The sequence below is a fragment of the Sphingomonas floccifaciens genome (genome assembly GCF_042681125.1).
Classification (GTDB): domain Bacteria; phylum Pseudomonadota; class Alphaproteobacteria; order Sphingomonadales; family Sphingomonadaceae; genus Sphingomonas; species Sphingomonas floccifaciens.
Map to the genome: position 1 here is coordinate 540068 of NZ_JBHUFC010000003.1, position 22875 is coordinate 562942.

20 protein-coding genes, 1 tRNA gene and 1 pseudogene are annotated in these 22875 nt (G+C 66.7%); 18 read left to right on the plus strand and 4 right to left on the minus strand.

Going from position 1 to position 22875, the window contains the following annotated elements:
• Nucleotides 1-34 precede the first annotated feature (34 nt).
• Nucleotides 35-643: a J domain-containing protein gene (locus ACFSC3_RS09665; protein WP_380940198.1), complete on the plus strand. Its 609-nt coding sequence runs from the start codon at nt 35-37 to the stop codon at nt 641-643.
• A gap of 373 nt (nt 644-1016) precedes the next feature.
• Here the strand turns inward: ACFSC3_RS09665 and ACFSC3_RS09670 are convergent, their stop codons facing one another.
• Nucleotides 1017-1793, minus strand: a complete 777-nt coding sequence (locus ACFSC3_RS09670; RefSeq protein WP_380940199.1) for a DUF1134 domain-containing protein — start codon at nt 1791-1793, stop codon at nt 1017-1019.
• A gap of 174 nt (nt 1794-1967) precedes the next feature.
• Between ACFSC3_RS09670 and ACFSC3_RS09675 the strand changes: the two genes are divergently transcribed.
• Nucleotides 1968-2057 (plus strand) — tRNA-Ser (locus ACFSC3_RS09675).
• A 158-nt stretch (nt 2058-2215) separates the two neighbouring features.
• A complete protein-coding gene (locus ACFSC3_RS09680; protein ID WP_380940200.1) occupies nt 2216-2776 on the plus strand; it encodes a tyrosine-type recombinase/integrase in 561 nt (186 codons plus the stop codon).
• A gap of 187 nt (nt 2777-2963) precedes the next feature.
• Here the strand turns inward: ACFSC3_RS09680 and ACFSC3_RS09685 are convergent, their stop codons facing one another.
• Nucleotides 2964-3380, minus strand: coding sequence for a VOC family protein (locus ACFSC3_RS09685; RefSeq protein ID WP_380940201.1), 417 nt, complete (start codon nt 3378-3380; stop codon nt 2964-2966).
• A gap of 177 nt (nt 3381-3557) precedes the next feature.
• Nucleotides 3558-3896, minus strand: coding sequence for a fumarylacetoacetate hydrolase family protein (locus ACFSC3_RS09690; protein ID WP_380940202.1), 339 nt, complete (start codon nt 3894-3896; stop codon nt 3558-3560).
• Between ACFSC3_RS09690 and ACFSC3_RS09695 the strand changes: the two genes are divergently transcribed.
• The 3 genes from ACFSC3_RS09695 (at nt 3879) to ACFSC3_RS09705 (ending at nt 6247) form a co-directional block, all read left to right on the plus strand.
• The gene (locus ACFSC3_RS09695; RefSeq protein WP_380940203.1) at nt 3879-4244 is read left to right on the plus strand and encodes an AtaL-like protein; all 366 of its coding nucleotides are present in this window, start codon (nt 3879-3881) and stop codon (nt 4242-4244) included. The two genes, ACFSC3_RS09690 and ACFSC3_RS09695, sit on opposite strands and share 18 nt — an antisense overlap.
• 169 nt (nt 4245-4413) lie before the next feature.
• Nucleotides 4414-5169, plus strand: coding sequence for an SDR family oxidoreductase (locus tag ACFSC3_RS09700; protein ID WP_380940204.1), 756 nt, complete (start codon nt 4414-4416; stop codon nt 5167-5169).
• Between the two features lie 157 nt (nt 5170-5326).
• Entirely contained in the window at nt 5327-6247 is a 921-nt protein-coding gene (locus ACFSC3_RS09705) for a helix-turn-helix domain-containing protein (protein WP_380940205.1), read from the plus strand.
• A gap of 10 nt (nt 6248-6257) precedes the next feature.
• Here ACFSC3_RS09705 and ACFSC3_RS09710 read toward each other — a convergent pair whose 3' ends face one another.
• Nucleotides 6258-7253: a helix-turn-helix transcriptional regulator gene (locus ACFSC3_RS09710; protein WP_380940206.1), complete on the minus strand. Its 996-nt coding sequence runs from the start codon at nt 7251-7253 to the stop codon at nt 6258-6260.
• Nucleotides 7254-7320: 67 nt separating this feature from the next.
• On the opposite strand from ACFSC3_RS09710, the gene ACFSC3_RS09715 reads away from it, so the two are divergent.
• The 12 genes and pseudogenes from ACFSC3_RS09715 (at nt 7321) to ACFSC3_RS09770 (ending at nt 22632) form a co-directional block, all read left to right on the plus strand.
• Entirely contained in the window at nt 7321-10653 is a 3333-nt protein-coding gene (locus tag ACFSC3_RS09715) for a TM0106 family RecB-like putative nuclease (RefSeq protein WP_380940207.1), read from the plus strand.
• A 46-nt stretch (nt 10654-10699) separates the two neighbouring features.
• Nucleotides 10700-10960 carry a hypothetical protein gene (locus tag ACFSC3_RS09720; protein WP_380940208.1) on the plus strand — a complete coding sequence of 87 codons (261 nt, stop codon included), beginning with the start codon at nt 10700-10702 and terminating at the stop codon, nt 10958-10960.
• A gap of 89 nt (nt 10961-11049) precedes the next feature.
• Nucleotides 11050-11256 carry a hypothetical protein gene (locus ACFSC3_RS09725; RefSeq protein ID WP_380940209.1) on the plus strand — a complete coding sequence of 69 codons (207 nt, stop codon included), beginning with the start codon at nt 11050-11052 and terminating at the stop codon, nt 11254-11256.
• Between the two features lie 43 nt (nt 11257-11299).
• A pseudogene (gene rmuC, locus ACFSC3_RS09730) lies at nt 11300-11464 on the plus strand (DNA recombination protein RmuC); the annotation flags it as partial.
• A gap of 3 nt (nt 11465-11467) precedes the next feature.
• Nucleotides 11468-11590 (plus strand): hypothetical protein, encoded by a 123-nt coding sequence (locus tag ACFSC3_RS09735; protein ID WP_380940210.1) that lies wholly within the window; start codon nt 11468-11470, stop codon nt 11588-11590.
• A gap of 105 nt (nt 11591-11695) precedes the next feature.
• Nucleotides 11696-11839: a hypothetical protein gene (locus ACFSC3_RS09740; RefSeq protein WP_380940211.1), complete on the plus strand. Its 144-nt coding sequence runs from the start codon at nt 11696-11698 to the stop codon at nt 11837-11839.
• A 769-nt stretch (nt 11840-12608) separates the two neighbouring features.
• Nucleotides 12609-13754 (plus strand): ROK family transcriptional regulator, encoded by a 1146-nt coding sequence (locus ACFSC3_RS09745; protein WP_380940212.1) that lies wholly within the window; start codon nt 12609-12611, stop codon nt 13752-13754.
• A 231-nt stretch (nt 13755-13985) separates the two neighbouring features.
• Nucleotides 13986-15020, plus strand: coding sequence for an ROK family protein (locus tag ACFSC3_RS09750; RefSeq protein ID WP_380940213.1), 1035 nt, complete (start codon nt 13986-13988; stop codon nt 15018-15020).
• Nucleotides 15013-16392, plus strand: a complete 1380-nt coding sequence (locus tag ACFSC3_RS09755; protein ID WP_380940214.1) for a sugar porter family MFS transporter — start codon at nt 15013-15015, stop codon at nt 16390-16392. Before ACFSC3_RS09750 ends, ACFSC3_RS09755 begins: the two co-directional genes overlap by 8 nt.
• Entirely contained in the window at nt 16389-17894 is a 1506-nt protein-coding gene (locus tag ACFSC3_RS09760) for a glycoside hydrolase family 32 protein (protein ID WP_380940215.1), read from the plus strand. Before ACFSC3_RS09755 ends, ACFSC3_RS09760 begins: the two co-directional genes overlap by 4 nt.
• Before the next feature lie 140 nt (nt 17895-18034).
• Nucleotides 18035-20839: a TonB-dependent receptor gene (locus ACFSC3_RS09765; protein WP_380940216.1), complete on the plus strand. Its 2805-nt coding sequence runs from the start codon at nt 18035-18037 to the stop codon at nt 20837-20839.
• A 164-nt stretch (nt 20840-21003) separates the two neighbouring features.
• Nucleotides 21004-22632, plus strand: coding sequence for a glycoside hydrolase family 32 protein (locus ACFSC3_RS09770; protein WP_380940217.1), 1629 nt, complete (start codon nt 21004-21006; stop codon nt 22630-22632).
• Nucleotides 22633-22875: the final 243 nt, after the last annotated feature.

Consider the following 22875-nt stretch of genomic DNA (forward strand, 5'->3'; position numbering starts at 1 on the left):
CACCTATATAAGCCGTTTTTCGGAAGGGTTGGGAGTGGCCGACGAAGAACCGCGCAAGGAGCGACCGAAAGCGCGGTTTCACGGGCGGGTCGAGGCGAACGGCCGGCTGTGTGCCGAGCCCGGCTGCCCCGAACCCGGCGAATTCCGCGCACCGGCGGGGCAGGGGGCGACGGCCGATGGCCCGGCCGCTTTCCGCTGGCTGTGTCTCGACCATGTCCGTGCGTTCAACGCCGGCTATAACTTCTTCAACGGCATGACCCCGGACCAGATCAACGCCGCGCAGCGCCCCTATGCCGGCTGGGAGCGGGAGACGCGCGCCTTCGCCAGTTCGGGCGCCGACCGGCCACCGAAATGGTCGGACTTCGACGATCCGCTCGACGCGCTCGGCGCGCGCTTCCGGGAGAAGATGGCCGAGGCCAGGGGGCGCGCAGACGGCAAGCCGCTGTCGGGCGACGATCGCCGGGCGCTCAAGGTGCTGGGCCTTGCCCCCGACGCCGATCGCTTTGCCTTGCGCAGCCGCTATTCGGAACTGGTCCGCAAATTCCACCCCGACCGCAACGGCGGCGATCGCGCGCACGAATCCGCACTGCAGGCGGTGGTCGAGGCGTACCAGCACTTGCGCAAGGCGCCTGCCTTCGTCTGAAGCGCGGGGGGCCGCGTGGAACGAAAGCCGTAGCCGCGGGGGCGGCGCACATGCCTGTGGCCCTGACGTCTTCCCGTGCCGTGTCGGCAAGTTGGCTTGAACGGATCGCGTTGGCCACAACCTACGCCGCAGCGGATAGCAAACACCTGTGGTCGCGCTCGTAACCGTGGCAGCCGGCTGTGGCGATCGTCGCTGCAACCTTAGAGGCGGGAGCGATCAGCTTTGTTCAGCCCCGTTCGCCCTGAGCGAAGTCGAAGGGCAGCTCTCCGCGAGGTGCTTCGACTTCGCTCAATACGAACGGTTGAACAAAGCTGGTCGAAACCGCCCCTAATCGGCTTGCGCCGTGGCGCGCGGCGCCGGTTCGGCTAAAGGGTCAGAACGGCAACCAACGCGACTTCTCGCTGAACCGCATATAGCCGACGTTCGCGCCCAGCCGCCAGCCGACGCCGAGGCGAATCGGGATCAGCACGGTGTTCCCGCGGCGCAGATAGGTCGCCGCGAACCCCCCGACGAAGAACACGCGTCCCTCGCCGGCCGGGAAGCGATGGAACAGGTCCTGCGTATCGTAGAGGTTGTAGACCAGCACGAACACCTTGCTCGCATCGCCGCCGACGTCGAAGCCCAGCGACGGCCCGGTCCAGAACACCTGGCGGGTGCCCTCGACCCGGTGCGTCATCACGCCCGAGCCGTAGCGGACGCCGACGACGAAGGCGCCGCTCGCCTCGCGGCCGGCGATATAGGCGTTGGGTTCGCCCTGATCCTTCAGGATCTTCTCGACGATGCCGGCCAGCCCTTCCGCGCCCTTGCCGAACACGCCTTCTGCCGCGGCGAGCAGGTCGTCGCGCTTGTACGTCCCGCTCGCCTCCGCCGCCGCCGCGCGCGACGCGAGCGGATCGGGGCCGGCGGGGGCGGGCTCGGCCGGCGGGATCGCGGGCTGTTGCGTCGTCTGCGGTACGGTTTCGGGCTGCGCCGGCTGGTTGCGGGGCGGGAGGGGCTGGGTGGTCGTCGTCGACCGCTGCGGCGGGGATGACAGGTCGGCGTCGATCGCGCTGTTGGGATCGACCGTGCGCACCTGCGCCTGCGCCATCATTGGCGCCGCCGCGACCGCGACCAGCGCCACCAGATGCGCGAACCTGCCAAACCCGGTCATGTCGATATGCTCCCCAACCCTGAAGCCGCGACCTATCCGCCGCCTTGGATTGCCCGGCAATGAACGCTGCGACGAAGCGAATCGATTTCGCCGTCGAGCCGAGCCCGCATTTGATGCGATCAGGCGGTTGATCCCCCTCCCGACCCTCGCTATAGCCCCGCATCCGCCGCATCCGGAGACGTGGGTGAGTGGCTGAAACCAACGCTTTGCTAAAGCGTCGTACGGGAAACTGTACCGAGGGTTCGAATCCCTCCGTCTCCGCCAGGCAGGTTCTTCAGCCTGTCTCATCCCGTCTCAACGGTGCCGTCTCACGAGGTGATTCGGCGCGTTAGTCGTCTCATCCCGTCTCATCCGGCTTCACGCAATCGCAACTCCTGTGGGGGCATTGCGGGGGCATGGGTTTCAACTCGGAGGGGGCACTGATGTCGGGCGAGGCGGAGAAGCCCCAGCGCAAGCCGCTGGACCCGAAGAAGGTCGAGCACGCCAAGGCCGGCGAGCGCGACTACAAGCTGGCCGACACGGGCGGGTTGTATTTGTTCGTTTCGACGAGCGGACACCGCACCTGGCGGCTGAAATACCGCTTCGGAGGCAAGGAGCGCCGGCTGCTGCTCGGCACCTATCCGGACGTTGGCCTCAAGCGAGCGCGCGAGTTGCGCGACGATGCCAAGCAGGCGCTGAGGAACGGTCTGGATCCCGGGTTGGAGCGCCAGCGCGCCCGCCACTCCCGCAAGGTCGGGCATCAGAACACCTTCGAGAAGTTCGCCCGCGAATGGCACGAGAGCCAGGTGCCGCGCTGGAAGCCGGTCCATGCCGACGACGTGATCGAATCGCTGGAGCACAACCTCTTCCCGGCGATCGGCCCATTCCCCGTCGACCAGATCGACGAGGGCCTGCTTTTGGCCGCGCTGCGCAAGGTCGAGGCGCGTGGCGCGATCGAGACCGCGCACAGGGTCAGGCAGCGGGCGGAGCGCGTCTTCCGCTAACTTCAGCAAGGTTCTGATCGTGAAGATCAACGCCGACCACGAGATCGCGGCGCGATTGATTGATCGGAAGTCGCTCCCGCGCGTGAACGGGTCCAGGCTTGTGCTCGACTGGGCGTCGATCGAGCGCAACTGACGAACATTCGCTGACGACGTGGACCGCAGGCGGGCGGGCGTCCCAATGATAGCCTCAGCGCGGGTTCGAGAGGATCTCCCAGGCGTTGCCGTCGAGGTCCCAGAAGTAGAAGCAGTAGGTGCCGTGCACGACGGTCGGCTTGGTGATCTTGCGCAGGCCCCACTTCTCGGCGTCGCGCTGGACCATCTCGTAGGCGGCGTCCACCTCGGCGTCGGTCGAGACGTCGAGCCCGTTGTGGTTGAGGAAGTTCATCTCCCCCGACGCCTCGGCCGTCTTCACGACCACGATCACCTGGTCGCCGCCCATCCTGGCCCAGAAGGACGCGGGCGACATCTGCACCGTCTCGAACCCGAGGAACTCGTCGAAGAAGGCGCGGGTGCGCTTGATGTCGCCGCACTCGAGCGTGGCGTGCGAGTAGAACTTCAGCTTGAGCGTCGGTTCGGTCTTCGTCTTTTCCAGCGTTTCGGACATTTCAACTCTCCAGGTGAGCGGTGAACATGAATTGGGTGGCGAGGGCCCCGACCGGGCAACGGCCGACGGCCAGGAAGAACCAGTCCGGCAGCGCGGCTGCCATGTGCGCGCCTCGCGCGCAGGCGCTCTGGTCGCGTAGTTGCCGCCGCAAGGGCGGAAGTGCCCTCGCGGCCTCCGTCACCGGGGGCTTCCGACGGTGTTGGAGAGTGTGCCGATCCCGCTGATCGAGACCTCCACGACGTCGTCCGGCTTCAGGAAGACCGGCGGCTTCTTACCGATCCCGACGCCTCCGGGGGTGCCGGTCGAGATGATGTCGCCCGGCTGCAGCGTGTACCACTGCGAGATGTAGGCGACGTATTTCGCGACCGTGAAGATCAGGTCGTCCGTGCCGATGTCCTGGACAACCTTGCCGTTCACCTTGGTGGTGAGGCGCAGCGCGTGCGGGTCCGGGATCTCGTCGGTGGTCACGATGTAGGGCCCCATCGGCGAGAAGCCCGGATGCTGCTTGCCCGCCACGTTCCGGCCCCACGAGTCGATCATCTTGATCGGGACTTCGTCCGCGACGCCACCATCGCCGGGGCGAACCTGCGCGAGATCATCGTGCTCGAGCCCGAGAGCAAGGTCACCTTCTTTCAGGTGACCGGCCCGCGCGAGGGCGCCATCGTCAACGAGCTGTTCGAGGACGCGGACGGCGAGCTGCAGCTCAAGTTCTACTGCTACATCGGCCTGCGCGACAAGCAGCCGGGCGGCCCCGAGGAACAGGCCGAGCAGGCGCAGTTCGACAGCGAGGACAAGGGCTACAAGGCCGCCCTCATCTCCACCCTCAAGCGGACACGCGAGATGCTCAGCGAGGGCAAACTCTGAACTCCCGAATTCAGACGGCGCGGCCGCCATCCCCCGGCGGCCGCGCTCCCGGCGGCGTCCACGCGAAGCAACCCCGAACCGGTCCCAGCCCTGGACCGCGCGATGGACGCCGCCGACCCACCAGAAAGCTGACGCCCGAAGGCGCCACACCGACCGAAAGGAACTTCCCATGCTTACGACCGGCAACACCATCCTGATCACCGGTGGCGGGACTGGCATCGGCGAGGCGCTCGCCCACCGCTTCCACGACCTCGGCAACACCGTGATCATCGCGGGCCGCCGCCTCGACGTGCTCGAGAAGGCGATCGGCGACCGCCCGAACATCCACGCCCTCCAGTTCGACGCCGACGACGTCGACAGCATCGCCGCCTTCTCGAAGAAGGTCGTCGCCGACTTCCCCGCGCTGAACGTGCTGATCAACAACGCCGGGATCATGCGGATGGAGATGGAGCTCGATAAGGAACGCGACCTGAGCGACGCGGAGGCCTCGGTCACCAGCAACCTGCTGGGCCCCATCCGCCTGACGAACGCGCTCATCGAGCATCTCGTCGCCACGCCGGATTCCGCGATCGTCAACGTGAGTTCGGGGCTGGCGTTCGTCCCGCTCGTGATCGCACCGACCTACTCCGCGATCAAGGCCGCGATCCACAGCTACACGATCTCGCTCCGGGCAGTGCTGAAGGACAAGGTGGAGGTCATCGAACTCGCCCCGCCCGCCGTGCGGACGACGCTCACGCCCGGCCAGGAGAACAACGAGCGCTTCATGCCGCTCGACACGTTCGCCGACCAGGTCATCGAGCGCTTCCAGCGCGTGCCGACGCCGAGCGAGATCCTGGTCGAAGGGGTCGAGTTCATGCGCGACGCCGAAGCCGAGAGGCGCTTCGACGCGACCCTCGCCGCGATCAACCCGTTCCTCGGCAACTGAAAACGACCGCAGGGTGGAACAGGGCTCTTAGCCGCGCCCACCCTGCGGACCAGCCCATGAGGAGGCCGTATCGCCGGCGCCGGGCTGTCGCCCGGTCGGGCGGCTACGTGCCTGCGCCGCGACATCGGCGCCATTGGTGACAACAAGACCATCCGGTGTGACCGAAATCATCCGCTTCGACCATAACAGCCTAATCTCTAACGACGCCGCGCCGGGCGAGATCCTCTCGCGCAGCACGGCCATCGGCTGGAACTCGCTCCTGCTCGAACTCTTCCGATGCGACGTCGGCGGCGGCGAGTTCGAGACCGGCGCCACGACCGACCATAGGATCTCCTTGCTCATCACAGGCGAACTGGACGTCGACACGCTGCACGAAGGACTGTGGAAGCGCGTCAGCCTGCGGCCAGGTTCGGCTCTCCTCGTCCCCGGCGGCCAGGCCCAGCGGTTGCGGTGGAGCAGCCGGCGGCAGCGGCTTCGAACGGAGATCCTGCACATATTCCTACCACGCCAGCTCGTCCGCGACGCGGCGATGAGCAACGGGCTTCCTGAACGGGAAGCGCCTGGATGGCCGGAGCAGGCGCTGATCCGCGATCAGGTCGTCGCGACCGTGGGATCCTCGCTCCTCAAGGCGATGTCCGAGCGCGCCCCGGACACCTATGCGGAGACCGCCGCGCGATGGCTGGCCGCCCACATCGCGTCCATGCGCGATCCCTGGACGATGGGCGACCGCTCGGTGCTGACGGACGTCACCGACGACCCCGGCCTGTCGCGCGCGGTCGAATTCATGAGCGCGAACCTGGGCCGCCGGCTCACGCTCGAACTGCTCGCCCGCGAGGCCGGGATGAGTCGGTTCCACTTCTCACGGCGTTTCAAGGTGCGGACCGGGCTGACGCCCTTCGCCTTTCTGCTCGCCCTGCGTCTGGAGGCGGGCCGTCGGATGCTCGCCACGACAGACGAGCCGGTGAACCGGATCGCAAACGCCTGCGGCTACGAGCGGGGATCGCATTTCGGTACGGCCTTCGTCAGGATGTTCGGCGAGACGCCCACCGCGTTCCGGCGCCGGGCGCGCAACGCTTAGGCGGTCGATCTCAGGGAAGCGCGGCGAAGTCGCTTCGCCGGTGCCGTCCGACCATCGCCGCGAGCCGCTCGGGCGCCAACACCTCCACCGCATCGCCCCACGAATACAGGTGCCAGCACATCTCCAGATGGCCCGACGCCTCGAACCGCACGAGCAGCGAGCCGTCCTCGAGCTCCTCGGCGGTCTGGGTCGGATGGAACACGAACCGACGCGCCTGCTCGGCCGCATCCGGCCTGAAGCGCCACACGACCTCGCCATGCTCCGCCGCGCTCTCGAACGAGCCAAAGCCCCGCTCGGCGTGCTCGCGGATGCTGAAGCCGGGGTCGAGCTCGAAGCTGTCGTCCAGCACATGCGCCTCGTGGATCTCCTCGACGCGGTAGTGCTGCAGGCGCGCGCCCTTCACCTTGGCGGTGTCGCGCGCGACCAGGTAGCGGCGCACCCCAAGCAGCAACCCGTGCGGCGCCACGACCCGCTCGGTCGGCCTGTCCTGCAGCCGCCGGCGATACATGATCCGCAGAAGGAACGGACCCTTCAGGGCCTCGTAGATCGCAGCGTCGACCTTGCCGCTCGACGCCGGGCGCGGGCCCGGCCGCGCCGCATGGCCGAGAGCCTCGAGCAGGGCCTCCTCGTCGACGGCGAGCCGGGTGCCGGCCTCGGGCGGGATGAGCGCGCGCACCTTGCGCTCCAGCCGCCGCGCGGTCGCGGCCTCGGTCGGCATGCCCTGCGCGTCGAGCTCGGCGATGGCCGTCGACAGCGCGGCGAGCTCCTCGGCGGACGGCGTCAACAGGGGCGCAACGGCGCGGGCGGGCACCGTCCACCGCGCGCGGCGATCATCGTCGATCGTCTGGACGGTCTGCGGGAAAGCCGTCTCCAACGCGTCGGTCATGCGCTGCGCAGTACGGTGCGAGCAAACGAACTCCTCCGCGATGTCCCCAAGCGACACACCGCGCCGCCGCGTCGCCATCATCGCGAGCCGCACCAGTTCCTGAGCCTTCACGAACGACACCGGCAGACTCCAGCATGACAAGTTCTGTCACCCACTATATGCCATGTCCGGGGGAAAGGGGAAGGTCATGCGAATCATCGATGGCGCACTGCGCCTGTCAGCCTCGGACCTGATGCGCTTCAAGGGATGCCGCCACGCGTCCGCTCTCGACCTTCGGCTCGTCGAGATCGGCGATGTCGTCCCTTGCGAGGACGGCGAGGAGGCGGAACTGCTGCAGCGCCAGGGCGACGCGCACGAACTCGCCTTCCTCGAGGAGCTGAAGCGCTCGGGCAAGTCGATCGTCGAGATCACGAAGGAAGGCCTCGCGCTGGAGGAGTCGGTGCGGTTGACCCACGAGGCCATGGCCGCAGGTCCCGACGTGATCTTCCAGGGCGCGCTGCTCGGCGGAGCCTGGGGCGGCTACTCGGACTTCCTCGAGCGGGTCGATAGTCCCTCCGCCCTCGGCGCCTGGTCCTACGAGGTCGTCGACACGAAGCTCAAACGCAAGCCCGATCCCAAGCACGTGCTCCAGCTGTGCCTCTATTCCGACCTGTTGTCGGAGGTGCAGGGCGTCGCGCCCGAGGCCGCGCACCTGCAGCTGGGCGACGGCAGCCGCTTCACGGTCCGGCTGGCGGACGTGTCCGCCTACGCGCGCCATGCGCGGCGGATGCTCGAGGCGTTCCTTGCCGAGCGTCCCGAAACGCGCCCGGAACCGGTCGCCGCGTGCGGCCTGTGCCGCTGGCGCGAACGGTGCGGAGCCGAATGGGAACGGGAGGACAGCCTGGCGCTGGTCGCCGGCATCAGCCGGTCACAGCGGCAGAAGCTCGACGCCGCCGGCGTCACGACGATGACGGGACTTGCGGGGCGCGATGAGCGCGTGCCCAAGATGGCGCCCGAGACCCAGACCAGGCTGACGGCGCAGGCACGCCTGCAGTCCGCGCGGCGCGCGGGCGGCCCGCCCGCGTTCGAGCTGCGCGACGCCGAGCCCGGGAAGGGGTTCGGGATGCTCCCCGCGCCCGATGACGGTGACGTGTTCTACGACATCGAGGGCGACCCCTACTATCCGGGCGGGCTCGAATACCTGCACGGCCTCTGGCTCCGCGAAGGCGGCGCGTGGACCTTCCGCGCGTTCTGGGCGCACGACCGCGCCGCCGAGGGCCGCGCGGTCGCGGACCTGCTGGCCTTCCTCGTCGACCACCTCCGCCGCCATCCGCGCGCGCACGTCTACCACTACGCGAACTACGAGATCGCCGCGCTGCGACGCCTCACCGCGCACCACCGCGTCGCCGAGGCCGCGATGGACCAGCTCCAGCGCGAGCGACGGTTCGTCGACCTTTTCAAGGTCGGGTCCGGGGCGATGATCGCCTCCGAGAAAGGCTACTCGATCAAGGACCTCGAGGCCTTCTACATGGAGAAGCGCGACGCCGACGTAGCCACCGCCGGCGCCAGCGTCGTGTTCTACGAGAAATGGCGCGAGACGGCCGACCAGACGCTGCTCGACCGCATCCACGACTACAACCGGACCGACTGCGTATCGACGCAGATGCTGCGCGACTGGCTGGTCGCCGACGTGCGCCCGGCGGCGATGCCGTGGCCGACGCTCGGCGACGTCCCGGAAGCGGGCACGCTGTCGAACGTGGATGACGAGGATGCCGAACTCGAGGCGCTGCGCATCAGGCTCGAACCGGTCCGCGCACGGCTCGGCGAGCGTGTCGCCGACCTGCTCCTCGACCTCAGCCGCTTCTACAAGCGCGAGGACAAGCCGACCTACTGGGGCATCTTCGACCGGCTCGCGCAGGAGAGCGCCGAACTCGTCGACGACCTCGAATGCGTCGCGCTGTGCGAGGCGGTCGGCGAACCGGTGAAGGTGACGGCGCAGTCCTGGGAACGCAGCTACCGCTTCCCGCCGCAGGAGACGAAGCTGCGCGCCGGCAAGAGCCCGAGCCTCAAGCCGGCGGCGGGCCTCGAGGACGCGGTACTGCGCGAGATCGATCCCGCCGCCCTCACCCTGACGCTCCGCCGCTCGACGAAGAAGGGCCCGCTCCCCGACCGGCTCGACCTCCTCCCGCCGCAGCCGATCAACAAGAAGGCGCTGCTCGCGGCGCTGGCCGCCGTCACCGAGGAGATCATCGCCGACACGGGACGAATGCAAGCGGTCGAGCACCTGCTCGCCCGCGCGACCCCGCTCTTCCGCGACGGCACACGGGCCCAGGTCGTCGATCCGGACGGCGAACTGTCCGCCGAGACCAGCGCGGCGATCGCGGCGATGGACGGAACCACACTCGCGATCCAGGGGCCGCCGGGAACCGGCAAGACCTATGTCAGCGCGCTCGCGATCGTCGACCTCGTGCGGGCCGGGCACCGCGTCGCAGTGTCGTCGAACAGCCACAAGGCGGTCGGCAACCTGCTCTCGGCCGTGGCTGAACGCGCCCGCAAGGAGGGGGTCGCGTGCCGCGTCGTCCAGAAGACGTCGGAGGACGGTGACGACGACGAGCGCACCGGCGTCACGCTGGTCGCCGCCAACGACGCGCCCGAGATCGAGGCCGCGGACGTCGTCGGCGCCACCGCCTGGCACTTCGCGCGCTACGACGCTCCCGCGTTCTCGCATCTCGTCGTGGACGAGGCGGGGCAGGTCTCGCTCGCCAACATCCTCGCCATGGCGCGCGCCGCGCGCAACATCGTGCTGGTCGGCGACCCGATGCAGCTGCCGCAGCCGACGCAAGGGGTCCACCCCGGCGACAGCGGCCGATCGTCCCTGGAATACCTCGTCGACGGCGCGCGGGTCGTGCCCGGCGACCGCGGGATCTTCATGCCGGTCAGCCGGCGGATGCACCCGAAGGTCTGCGGCTACATCTCGGCCGCCGTCTACGAAGGCAGGCTCGAGAGCGACGAGGCGGCCGGCACGCAGACGCTGACCGCCGCCGACGGATCAGACCTGGTCGGTGCCGGCATGCGCGCGGTCGCCCACCTCGGCCGCTCGCAGACCAGCCCGGAGGAGATCGCCGCCATTCGCGCGCGCATCGACGATGTCGTCGGCTCGACCTATCGCGACCGCGACGGGGCCGAGCGCGTCGTCGGCCACGGCGACGTCCTCGTCGTCGCGCCCTACAACGCGCAGGTGAACGCGCTGCGCGCCGCGTTGCCGGCGACCGTCCGGGTCGGGACCGTCGACCGCTTCCAAGGCCAGGAGGCACCGGTCTGCCTGGTGTCGATGACGACCTCGAGCGGCGAGGAGCTGCCGCGCGACATCGCGTTCCTGTTCTCCATCAACCGCATCAACGTCGCCGTGTCGCGCGCGCAAGCGGCCGCCATGGTGTTCGCCAGCCCGCTCCTGCTCGAGACGCCTTGCCGAACCGTCGAGGAGATGGCGCTCGTCAACGCGCTCTGCATCCTAAGCGAATATGGGGGTGACAGGTTCTGACACGCACGCGTGCGAGTGTGGCCTTCTCGAACAGGGAGACGCTGACATGAACATCTCGAACATCGAACTGCGCCACATCGTCGACGTCGACGGGCAGCTCCTCGGCATCGATGCCGAGGTGGTCGACACCGCTACCCTGCTCGCGAGGGCGAACCGCCCCGCAACCAGCCAGCTCTGGATCGTCCGGGCCGGCGCGCGGACGCCGGTCGAGCCGCGGCAGGCAATCCGGCTCTCGACGGACGACGTGCTCTTCTTCGAGACGTCTGCGCGGGCGCACCGGTGGGCGCAGCAGCTCTTGGCGGCTTGAACAGGCGGGTGACAAGTTCCGTCACCCACGTCGGCGATGATCTGACTGCGGGCCGCGAATCGGTCCGGGCTTGAACGAGGAGACGAACGATGGCGAAGGGCGGTGGATACAGGAGTGCGGGCACGGGTCGCTACGTCAGCGGTGCGGCCGGCCGTGCGAACCCGGGAACGACGGTGAAGGAGGCGCCCGGCAAGAGCGGAAGCTCGGGCGGGCACTACCGGAGCGCCGGCACCGGGCGCTACGTGACGACGAAGCACGGCAAGGCCAGCCCCGGCACGACCGTGTTCGAGAAGTGACTGCGGGAGGGTTGCGGCGGCGATCCGACCGGACTCCGGCGAGATCGTCGAGTTCGCCGTCAAGCTGCCGGGAAGCGGCGAAGCGCCGCTCTGGCTGCCGATCGACGCCAAGTTCCCGCAGGAGGATTACGACCGGCTGCTCCTCGCACAGGACGGCGGCGTCGCCGACGACATCGAGCGGGCCGGAGCGGCGCTCGAACGCGCCATCCGCGTGCAGGCGAACCCGAAGGGCGGCTACAACTGGGGCTTCGAGCTCGGCGACCAGACGGGCGCCGGCCACATGAGCAAGAAGTTCCAGCGGCCGACCTCGGCGCCCGCCGGGGACGGGCAGTAGCCTCCGGCGACCGCCCGGTGACCGACGAAGCAACTTACGTCGCGCGTGCAGTGCGCCTGCGCACGCGCGGCAGGCGGAACGGTCCTCAACGAACCGTGGGACCTCATGAACGACGAGGCCGGGCCCGGCGGACGCGTCGCCTTCGTGCGTGCTCCGTTCGGCCCGATCTTCGAGCTGATTACATATCCGAACCCACTCGCCTACGAAGCGAAGACACAACTGCGACGGTGGCGGCCGCCGGCGAACTGAACCGGATGCATGCCGGCAGGGGTTGCTTCCGACGCCGCCGTGGCATCGTCGTCTCGATGCGACAATAAGGATGCTCGTGAGGCGGGTTGGCTTCCAGCTCCACCACAGTGCAGACAGTCGCAACGCTCGCCTGGTGACCGCGTTCGCAGACCAGTTTCGCACGACGGCCACAGATTCGTCAGCGTCGTTACTGAGCGCGGCCTAGTCCTCGAGTTGGCGCGTTCGAGCCTCGCTTCGAGGCAGTGGCCGGAGTTCCACAGATAGCGGTCAGCGGGAGATCTCGCCTAGCAGGCTCCATGCGATTGCAAAGCGCTGCCACGTCATTGAGCGGCAAGCCGCTCCCTGCGAAGATGTGTTGTCGGAGAATTCGGCTGTGCGTCTGCCTGCCCCCCTTGCTTTGCCGTCCTGCTGGACGATCTGCCCAGGCTTCGCGCGGACGTATGGGTGGCCCGAGAGTATTCACGCGCCGACTTCCTTGCAGCTCCGGTTCTCTCATGGACTCCACTCGCATTGGTCGAAGGCTCTTGCGCTGGACGAAGAGCAACACCCTTGTCGCTATGGCAGGCCTTCGCAGATTCGGATCTGGCAAGGGCAGTTGGACAGGTTCCAGATGTTCGCGCGCGGTTTGCCGCATTCATAGATGCCTTGCGGACAAGCACCGTCTGTTCATAAGAACGTCTGAGCAAGCATTATCGGACGCTGCGCAGGGTCTCCGGTTGGCACGCTACGCCGGTCCGGCGTAACTGGTATTCCGGAGGCTGGGGGCAGGATGAACGCGGTTATGCATGGCTTGCGTAAGGGAACAAATGCCAGCGGAATGCGGCGCTACAACGAGCGTCTTATCCTTTCAGCCGTCCGCCGCCTCAACGGTGCTTCCAAGGCCGACCTCTCGCGCGTCACCGGCCTCTCGCCCCAAGCCGTAGTTCGGATAGTGGACGAGCTCGCCGACGGTGGGACGCTGATCCAGTCGGGCAAGCGAACCGGCGGCATGGGTCAGCCCGCCATAATCTATCGGATTAACGGGAAGCGGGGTTACACAGTCGGGCTGGAGGTCGGTCGCGGCGGTCTTACCATCGCGCTCCTCGACTTCGACGGCGAACGCCAGGCGGTCCACCGTCCCGATGGCGCATTCCCCTCGATCACACGCGTCATCGACGAGGTGAACGGTTTCCTCCATGAACACCTAGCCACGAAGTCCCTACTCAATTCGGACACGTTCCTTGGCGTCGGAATCGCCATGCCTTGGTTCATCGGCGAATGGCGCGAGGAATTGGGCATCTCGGTCGACCAGGCCAGCGAGTGGCGCGGGACCGACGTTGCCCATCGACTAAGTGACGGCATCGCCTGGCCGACGCATTTCGAGAATGACGGCAACGCAGCGACACTCGCCCAGCTGCTGTGCGGGGCAGGGATCAACCTCCAAGACTTCCTGTCGGTCAACCTCGGCACCTTCATCGGCGGCGGCCTCGTGCTGTCAGGTCGGGTAGTGCAGGGACGGCATGGAAATGCCGGCGCGCTGGCCTCCATGCCGGTCCCGACGGCCGGACACGAGGACTACCTCATCCATCACGCGTCGCTTTACTCCCTGCCCGCGGATCCGAAGGAACAGGATCTCGCGGCGTGGATCGAGCGGTGCGCCGATGCCCTCGGCTTCGCAGTCATCGGCGCCAACAGCCTCCTCGACCTAGAAGCCGTAGTGATCGATGGCGCTGCGCCCCAGCCCGTCATCGACGGTGTCGCCGCAGCACTCGAGCGCCGGCTCAGTCGGAACGTCCCGCCGGACTTCTTCGCCCCGGCCGTGAGGACCGGTCGGCTCGGTTCGGCGGCAGCGGCTGTGGGAGCCGGCCTGTTGCCGCTCCATGCGAGCTTCTCACCGGATCTCAGCGCTCTTTTCAAGCCCGCGGCATCCGGCTGACTAACGCGGTCTCGTCTCTGAAATCAAAAGACTTTTTAAATCGCAAGCTCTTCGAGCATGCCCATCGGCTTTTCTGCTTGACCCGACTAAATCACTTTTATAGATTTAGTCGATCGATGACCGTGAGAACGCGGCACGTACCAAGGGAGAGGGTTTGATGATGGCAGGTCCCAGCAAGAGAATCACGTCCGTTACGTTCCGCTCGCGCAATGACGTGCGCGGCGTGAACCCGTGCGCCGACTGAGCTCCCTCCTGACGCCGGCGGCTCTCGCCGCCGGCGACTTTTCCTGGGCGAACATGACAGAAGACATGCTTCTTGGAGCCATCGAGGCGGGCGGAACGAAGTTCATCTGCGGGATCGCGGATCGGGAAGGCCGCATCGTCGCTGAGGCCCGCATACCGACGACGTCGCCCGAAGAGACCTTGGGGGAGGCGAGTGTGTTCTTCGCACGCGAGATCGCGCGGCTCGGCCAGCTTTCGGCCTTCTCGATCGGCAGCTTCGGCCCGCTCTCGCTGAATCCGGCCAAGCCGGATTACGGCACGATCACCTCGACGCCCAAGAAAGGCTGGCAGAATATCGACCTGCTCGGGCACTTCCGGCGGACTATCCGGGCGCCCATGGCGCTGGACACCGACGTGAACGCCGCTGCAGTGGGCGAGTTGCTGTTCGGCAGCGGTCAGGGCCTGGACACGTTCTGCTACGTCACGGTCGGCACCGGGATCGGCGTCGGTCTTCTCATAGACGGCTCTCCGCACGGAGGCGCTAATCATCCGGAAGCCGGTCACATCAAGTTGCCGCGCGCGCCAGGAGACGAGGCGTTCCCGGGCATCTGCCCCTATCATGGCGACTGCCTCGAGGGGCTCGCCTGTGGTCCGGCGATTGCCGCCCGGTGGGGCGTTGCGGGCGAGACGCTGCCCCCGGACCATCCGGGATGGGAGATGGAGGCGCATTACATCGCAGGCCTATGCGCCACGCTGACCTACGTCGTGCGCCCGGACCGCATCATCCTCGGTGGCGGCGTCATGCAGTCGCCGACGATGTATGAGCGCGTCCGCCGCAGCCTTCTCGCCAAACTCGCCGGCTATGACGCCAGCATGCGCGCGCTCGACATGGACGAGTATATCGCCGCGCCTACGGCCGGCGCATCTGCCGGACTGACAGGCGCGCTGGCGCTCGCCTACCGGACCGCGGTCCGGCAGTGGCCCATGCACTGGACCGCGACCATCAACCCGCCACAACCCAGTTTGGAAGCAGCTCATGCTTAGCCCCACAAACTCCGCCGTAGGCGCCGCTACGGCCGACGACGCGCGGATCACGTCCGCGATCGTCCTGAGTGCGGCCGGCGCCGCGCTCGGCGGTCTCCTCTTCGGCTTCGACACCGCGGTGATCTCGGGAACCACGCAAGCACTCCAGGCGCGGTTCGCGCTCACCGACGCCATGCTCGGCTTCACCGTCGCCTCCGCACTGATCGGAACAGTGCTCGGCTCGCTCGTCGCCGGCGCGCCAGCCGACCGCTTCGGACGCAAGTCGGTCATGGTGAGCGTGGCGATCGCCTACGTCATTTCGTCGTTCGGCACCGGCCTGGCGGCAGACTGGAACCTCTTGATAGCCTTCCGCTTCCTGGGCGGGATCGCCATCGGGGCCGCGTCGGTGGTGACGCCCATATACATCGCGGAGGTCTCGCCGGCCCGCTTCCGCGGTCGTCTCGTCGCCCTCAACCAGCTGAACATCGTGCTCGGTATCCTGCTGGCCTTCCTTTCAAATTACGTGATCGCCGGATTGGTGCCGCCGGATCTGGCCTGGCGGTGGATGTTCGGGATCGTCGCGATCCCTTCCGTTGTCTTCCTAGCAGTGACGGTTGTGCTGCCCGAAAGCCCACGCTGGCTTGCGATCAAGGGGCGCCGGCTTCTAGCGGAGGCCGTCATGCGGCGTCTCGGATTCGTAGATCCCACCGCAGAACTGTTCCGCATCGAGCAGGCGGAGGTCCGCGAGGAGGCTGGTGGCACCCCGCGCCTGTTCCAGCGGCAGCACGCGGTCCCGGTTGCCTGCGCCATCGCGATCGCGATGTTCAACCAGCTGTCAGGCATCAACGCGCTGCTGTACTACGCCCCCCGCATCTTCGAGCTCGCTGGCGCCCCATCGGACAGCGCCCTCCTGCAGTCGATCGCGGTCGGCGGGACCAACCTCGTCTTCACGATCCTCGCCCTGTTCCTCATCGACCGCTTCGGCCGACGCCCGCTCCTGTTCATCGGCTCGGTCGTATGTGCTGCCTCGCTTGGACTGGTCGGCTGGCAGCTCGAGAGTGCCACACCGGACGGGACGCTCATCCTCGCCGGCCTGCTCGCCTTCATCGCAGCATTCGCGATGTCGCAGGGCGCGGTGATCTGGGTCTTCATCTCCGAGGTCTTTCCCAGCGCCGTGCGCGGCAAGGGCCAGGCGCTCGGCAGCACGACCCACTGGGTCATGGCCGCGCTGATCACCTGGGCGTTCCCCGTGTTTGCCGCCAGCGTCGGCGGCTGGGTCTTCGCCTTCTTCGGCGCGATGATGCTCCTCCAGCTCGGCTGGGCCTGGAGATTCATGCCGGAGACCAACGGGATCGCGCTGGAGGACATGGACCTGGGAGGCACCAAGGCATGATGAAGGCAGCGATCTCGGTGGCGGCCGCACTCGCGCTCACCACCCCAGTGGCGGCGCAGCGCGCGGACGAACGTCCAGGCTATCACTTTGCTCCCGCGCGGAACTGGATGAACGACCCGAACGGGCTCGTATACTACGATGGCGAATACCATCTGTTCTACCAATACAACCCACATGGCGACCGCTGGGGTCACATGAACTGGGGACACGCGGTCAGCCGCGACCTGATTCACTGGCAGGAGCTGCCGATTGCAATCCCGGAGACTCGGGATGTCATGGCCTTCTCCGGCAGCGCTGTGGTAGACTGGAAGAATACCAGTGGCTTCGGCCGGGGCGGCAAGCCTCCGCTCGTCGCCGTCTTCACCGGACACAACCCGAAGGCGAAGCTGCAGTCGCAATACGTCGCATACAGCAACGACCGCGGACGCACCTGGATCGTGCACGGTGAGGTCCTCAGCGTCGGCTCGGCCGAATTCCGCGATCCCAAGGTGTTCTGGCACGAGGCCACCAAGCGCTGGGTGATGATCGCCGTCATGGCGCTCGAGAACCGGGCAGTCATCTTCACCTCGACCGACCTGAAGCAGTGGACCTTCGCCAGCAGCTTCGGCCCCGCCGGCGCCCGAGGCAGGAACTGGGAATGTCCCGACCTGTTCGAGATGCCCGTCGAGGGCGGCGCCAAGGGCGAGCGCAAGTGGGTGCTGTCGGTCAATCTGGGCGACAACGCCGTCGGTGGCGGTTCGGGCGGACAGTATTTTGTCGGCGGCTTCGACGGCCGCACGTTCACGCCAGCCCCCGGCTGGGGCGGCGAGACGCGATGGATGGACTACGGCGCGGACTTTTACGCGGCGGTCACCTACAACGACCTCCCCAGCCGCGATCCCCGCCGCATCTGGATTGGATGGGCCAACGACTGGCGATACGCCGAGGTAATCCCGACCTGGCCTTCGCGTGGCCTGATGACCGTGCCGCGCTCGCTCACCCTGCGCCGCACGGCCGACGGCTACCGCATCGTCCAGCTTCCAGTCCAGGAGCTGCAGGCCCTGCGCGGCGCACCGCGAGGCCCGACAGCGCTGAAGCTGGGCGACGCGCCCATCCCACTGCCCGTGGACGGCGGTAAGGCGGAACTCGAAATGGACCTCGATGTCGGCGATGCGGAGCAGATCGCGATCACGCTGACCGACGGGCAGGGCTGGCAGACAATCGTGGGCGTCAATCCCACCGGGAACGAGGTTTTCGTGGACCGGACGAGATCGGGCCCACACTTCCATGACGGATTTGCCAACCGGCACGTCGCTCCGGTCGAGATCAAGGGCAAGGTCCGACTGCGGATCCTGGTGGACGAGTCCATCGTCGAGGTCTTCGTGAACGGCGGCGAGCAGACCATCACCGACCGCTTCTTCCGTGGCGGCGGCCCGCTTTCCTGGAGTGCGAGCGCCCGCGGCGGAACCGCAACCGCAAACCTCACGGCCTGGCCGTTGCAGAACAGTGGAACCGGCGGATGAACCCAGCCTCGACCTAACGCGGCCCAGCCGCACCGGAAAGCCATGGACGACCCACGACGTCGCCACCGGCGGCGCGAGGGTGTCGTGCGTCCGTAACGATCAAAAGAAGCGACGACAGTCAACGATATTGGGAGGATACCATGAAGACCAGAAACGCACTGCTACTCGTAACGGCGTCCTTGGCGGCGCTGTGTGCATCCGCGCCCGCCACGGCGCAGGACGCTCCCGCCCAAGACGAGGCGGCGGATCCGCAGACGACCGACGACGACGCCACGACTTCTCGCGAGATCGTCGTCACGGGCTATCGCGCCTCGCTGGGTTCCGCGCAGACGATCAAGCGCAGTTCCGACGCGATCGTCGACGCGATCGTCTCTGAAGACATCGGCAAGCTGCCAGACAACAACGCCGCGGAGGCGATAGCGCGAGTGCCCGGCGTCCAGGTGCTGCGTTACAACGACGAGGCTGGCGTGGTGTTGGTGCGAGGCCTGCCCGACGTCGCCACGACCTTCAACGGCCGCGAGTTCTTCACCGCGGACGACCGCGTGCTCCACCTGCAGGACTTCCCGGCCGGCGTCGCCGCCGGCCTGGAGGTATACAAGTCCGGAACGTCGAACCTAATCGAACCCGGCCTGGCCGGCCTCATCAACCTGCGCTCCCGCCGCCCGTTCGACGTGCGCGATACCGAGATCGCCGGCGAGATCCGCGCGTCCTACAACGACCAGTCGCGATCCTTCGATCCGGCAGGCAACCTCCTGCTTACCAAGCGGTGGGATACGCCGATCGGCGAACTCGGCGCGCTCATCAACTTCAGCTACGTGCGGACGACCTACCGCAACGCCGACCGCTACGCCGATTCGGCCATCATCAGCCCACGCGGCTTCAACGAGGGTGATCCGGGCGATGACATCCCGGTCACCACCCCCGGCGTCGGCAACTTCCGTTTCCCGGCGAATGCCGGAAACTTCTACGAAAAGGGCGTGCGCCATCGTCCCGCGATCAACGGCACTGTTCAGTGGAAGCCGACTGCCGATCTCGAAGTGTATGCGGAGGGCCTCTGGCAGGCCTATCGCGGTGACGTCCTGCGCGACGCGTTCAACGTGAACTTCGAGCGGCGTAGCGCCGCCGGCCAACTACCGACGATCAGCAACGTCGTCCTTGTGCCCGGCGAGCCGAACAAGGCTGCGAGCTTCACAAAGACCGGGGGCTACGTGCCCGAGTTCTTCCGCTCGACGCAGGACGACAGCACCGACACCTATCAGGGCGCCGTGGGGTTCAAGTGGAAGACCGGAAGGGCGACCCTCTCCGGCGACTTCGCCTACACGAACTCGAAGTACAAGGCGAAGGAGGACAGCGTCGACGCCCAGCTCGCGACCGCTCCGACGATCAACGTCGACTGGGATGTGCGTGGCTCCGCCGTGTTCGACCTCGGCAACTATGACATCTCCAACCCGGCCAACACCCTCTGGCGGGGCTACTTCCAGCGGGACTTCGTCACGAAAGGCGACGGGGTGCAGGGTCGGCTAGACCTCGACCTTGAAACCGACTGGTCCTGGTTGCCGCGCCTCCAATTCGGCATCCGAGCCACCGACCGCACCGCGGCGGTGCAGAACAACAATCGATACGGATACACCGCGTTCGCCGGACTTCGTCTGGACAGCCTGCCGACGGGCACGCTCGAACTCATCAGCGACGGCTTTCGGGGAGACCCGCAGCGTTTTCAGAATTGGCTAGCCGCTCCGCGGCAGTCGATCCGCGACAACGTCGATGCGCTTCGCCAGGCCACGCTTCGAACAGTTCAACAACTGACGGTGCTCTATCCCAACGACTTCGGAATCCGTGAGGCGGTCACTAAGTTCGCGACCGAGGAGATCCCATACGATCCGTTCGGGGGCTTCCGCGCCCGCGAGGCAAGCTATGCCGGTTATGCCCAAGGGAAGTTTGACTTTGACCTGGGTGGGGAGGTGCGCGCCGACGGAACGTTCGGCGTGCGCGTGGTCAACACAGACGGCCGCTACTCGGGCTTCTCGCGCATCGACGGTCAGCCTGTGGCGCAGACCACACGTCAGAACTACGTCGACGTCCTGCCGTCGATCCAGACCAGAATCCGCTTCTCCAATGAACTTCAGCTACGCCTGGCCTTCAATCAGACACGCACGCGACCTGGGTTCGGTCAGCTCAACCCCTCGTTGAACATCACGCGCAACAATCCAGGGCCCGACGGATCGCCACCCCGCTACGCGGCCTTCGGGAGCGGCGGCAATCCAGATCTGAAGCCGCTGACATCCGACAACTATGACGCGACCTTCGAATACTATTTCTCCAAGAACGGGTCGGCGACGGTCGCCGTGTTCTACCGCGACCTGTTCGGGTTCATCAACAACTACACTCGCGACGTGCAGGATCCGGTCTACGGCCTCATACAGATCAACCGGCCCGAGAATGCCGGAGCGGGCAAGATTAAAGGCGCGGAGGCCTCGTTTCAGACGTTCTTCGACTTCCTGCCCGGTTTTCTGTCGGGCTTTGGCACTCAATTGAACGTCACCTACCTCGACGGCACCAATGGACTGCCGACCGTGCTTGGCGAGGGCGCGCGCCAGGTAAGGATTCCCGGACTGTCGAAGTGGGCTTACAACCTGACCGCCTTCTACGAACGAAATGGCCTCTCGGCGCGGCTGTCCTACAACCGCCGGTCGAACTTCATCAACAGCTACAATCGCAATGCCAACGAGGAACTGTATGCCGGTGAGATCTCGCGGCCGGTGGCGCGCCTGGACTTCTCGTTGTCCTACGAAGCGATGAAGGGGATCACGATCGTGGCGAACGCCAGCAATCTGCTGGGAGAGCCGTTCAACAACTACCGCTACTACAACGAAACCCAATACTTCGGTCGCGATCTGCGGGTGGAGGGTCGCTACTACAGCCTCGGTCTCCGCTTCAAGATGTAGCCGGACGACGCGGACCGCATGGCGCGGCGAGCAGCCATCCATGCGGTCCGCCTCGCTTCCATCCCTGCGCAGTCAACCCAACTCCGACGCGAGCCAGACGCTCGCCCGTGACCCTGGGCGCCAGCCCGCCGCATCGCCGTCACACAATGGAAGGAACTCGACCAATGGACATCGTCCCCTTCTACACCCGGCGCCGGGCGCTGGGCATGATCGCGGCCCTTCCCGTGATAAGCTCGTGTGGATCCACCTCCGCCGGCGGCACCATTACCGCTTCGCCCCCTCCGACGCCGAGCACGCCAAGCCCAACTCCAACTCCAACCAACACCGCCTCGGCCGCCAACGGACGTCCGCGATACCACATCGCCGCTCCGGAAGGTGGCTGGATAAACGATCCGCAGCGTCCGATCCGCGTGGGCGGCAGTTGGACCATGTGGGCCCTGTTCAATCCCACCTATCCGGCCGGCGGCACCGCGTGGCGGCGTTGGACCTCAAGCGACCTCGTCACCTGGCAGGACCGCGGCGTCTCGATACCGCGCAACACGAATGCCCTAGGCGACATCTGGACAGGTAGCACCGTCATCGATGCCGCGAACACCGCCGGCTTCGGTGCAGGCGCCCTCATCGCCATCGTCACCATGCCCGCCGACAACGCCGCAGGGCAGAATCAGTCCTGCGCGCTGTGGTATTCGCTGGACGGCGGAGCCACCTTCACCTTCCACGCAATCGTCCTTCCCAACTTCCCGGGCAACAGGCCGTTCCGCGATCCCTCCGTGTTCTGGCACGAACCAACGGGCCGCTGGGTCCTGACCCTGTCTGAGGAGGGCAAGATCGGCATCTACACCTCGCCGGATCTCAAGCGGTGGACCTATGCGAGTGGCTTTTTGTCCAGCCTCGTCGGCGGCATCATGGAATGCTCGCAGCTCTTCAAATTACACCTCTACAATGCGGACGGGATGACGTCGTCGGACAAGTGGGTGCTGCTCGTCGGTGGCGACGGCAACGCGACTGGTTTCACCGGCGGGACCTACTACTGGGTCGGCGACTTCGACGGAACCAACTTCACCGCAATGTCCCCCACCGGCCGATGGCTGGATGGCGGAGCCGATTTCTACGCAACGGTCGTCTGGGCCGATCCGCAGGCAGCCGATCCGCTCGCGTCGGCCTTTGCGATCGGGTGGATGAGCAACTGGGCCTACGCCAACCAGCTTACCACGACCTACGGCTACCGCGGCCAGCAGAGCATCGTCCGCCAGTTGCGGCTCAAGATCGTCGACGGAACTCCAAGGCTGCTGAGCACACCGCTCGCTTCTCAAAGCTCGGTGTTCACTAGGACCGTATCGGGCTCGGACCAGACGATCAGCGAGGGCACCGATTATTCATGGCCGGCTGGCGCCGGCGCCGTCGCCTGCCGCATCGACCTGACGCTGACGCGGGTCGGATCGGCGTGGCCAACCGGCCTCTGGCTCTCGGTCCGCGGCGGCGACGGCTACTTCACGCAGGCGGGCCTTGCCCTGCGCGACAATGCCGCGTTCATCAAGCGCGACACGAGCGGTCCAAACGCTCCCAACAGCGACGCCTGGCGCGCAAACCGGAGTGTGGCCTGCGACTTTTCCGCCGGCACGGTCAAGCTAAGCCTGTTCGTCGATGCAGGCTCCGTCGAACTCTTCCTAAACGACGGGGCCGCGACGATGTCCGAACTGATCACAGCCCCGATGACCGCGGTCGGTCTCAATCTCAATGCGGCTGGCGGCAGCGTCAAGGTTTCGGACGTGAAGGTATCAAGCGTCGACTGACGATCCGCCTCCCGGTGGCGGACAAAGCGGCATCAATTCATTGCTCGGCCCTCGCATCGCTCTTTGCACGCCGGCGCCCGGCGCTGCGTCCGCGTCCCGGCCTCGGCGCCGACCACATGCGATCTCACCCTCGCCTCTGGGTCGGCGCGGCAGCCCGCGCGTTGGGTAATGATGCACGACGCCACAGATTAATTGACAAGGCTTGGACGAGAAGAACAAATAAGGAACGAATCCCCGCCCTCG

Excerpts from the sequence above, each read along its gene's own strand:
- ACFSC3_RS09670 (WP_380940199.1), bottom strand. The coding sequence starts at position 1,793 with ATGACCGGGTTTGGCAGGTTCGCGCATCTGGTGGCGCTGGTCGCGGTC.
- ACFSC3_RS09765 (WP_380940216.1), top strand. The coding sequence starts at position 18,035 with ATGAAGACCAGAAACGCACTGCTACTCGTAACGGCGTCCTTGGCGGCG.
- ACFSC3_RS09725 (WP_380940209.1), top strand. The coding sequence starts at position 11,050 with ATGGCGAAGGGCGGTGGATACAGGAGTGCGGGCACGGGTCGCTACGTC.
- ACFSC3_RS09745 (WP_380940212.1), top strand. The coding sequence starts at position 12,609 with ATGAACGCGGTTATGCATGGCTTGCGTAAGGGAACAAATGCCAGCGGA.
- ACFSC3_RS09680 (WP_380940200.1), top strand. The coding sequence starts at position 2,216 with ATGTCGGGCGAGGCGGAGAAGCCCCAGCGCAAGCCGCTGGACCCGAAG.
- ACFSC3_RS09755 (WP_380940214.1), top strand. The coding sequence starts at position 15,013 with ATGCTTAGCCCCACAAACTCCGCCGTAGGCGCCGCTACGGCCGACGAC.
- ACFSC3_RS09695 (WP_380940203.1), top strand. The coding sequence starts at position 3,879 with ATGCTGCTTGCCCGCCACGTTCCGGCCCCACGAGTCGATCATCTTGAT.
- ACFSC3_RS09720 (WP_380940208.1), top strand. The coding sequence starts at position 10,700 with ATGAACATCTCGAACATCGAACTGCGCCACATCGTCGACGTCGACGGG.
- ACFSC3_RS09760 (WP_380940215.1), top strand. The coding sequence starts at position 16,389 with ATGATGAAGGCAGCGATCTCGGTGGCGGCCGCACTCGCGCTCACCACC.
- ACFSC3_RS09685 (WP_380940201.1), bottom strand. The coding sequence starts at position 3,380 with ATGTCCGAAACGCTGGAAAAGACGAAGACCGAACCGACGCTCAAGCTG.
- ACFSC3_RS09700 (WP_380940204.1), top strand. The coding sequence starts at position 4,414 with ATGCTTACGACCGGCAACACCATCCTGATCACCGGTGGCGGGACTGGC.
- ACFSC3_RS09715 (WP_380940207.1), top strand. The coding sequence starts at position 7,321 with ATGCGAATCATCGATGGCGCACTGCGCCTGTCAGCCTCGGACCTGATG.
- ACFSC3_RS09740 (WP_380940211.1), top strand. The coding sequence starts at position 11,696 with ATGAACGACGAGGCCGGGCCCGGCGGACGCGTCGCCTTCGTGCGTGCT.
- ACFSC3_RS09770 (WP_380940217.1), top strand. The coding sequence starts at position 21,004 with ATGGACATCGTCCCCTTCTACACCCGGCGCCGGGCGCTGGGCATGATC.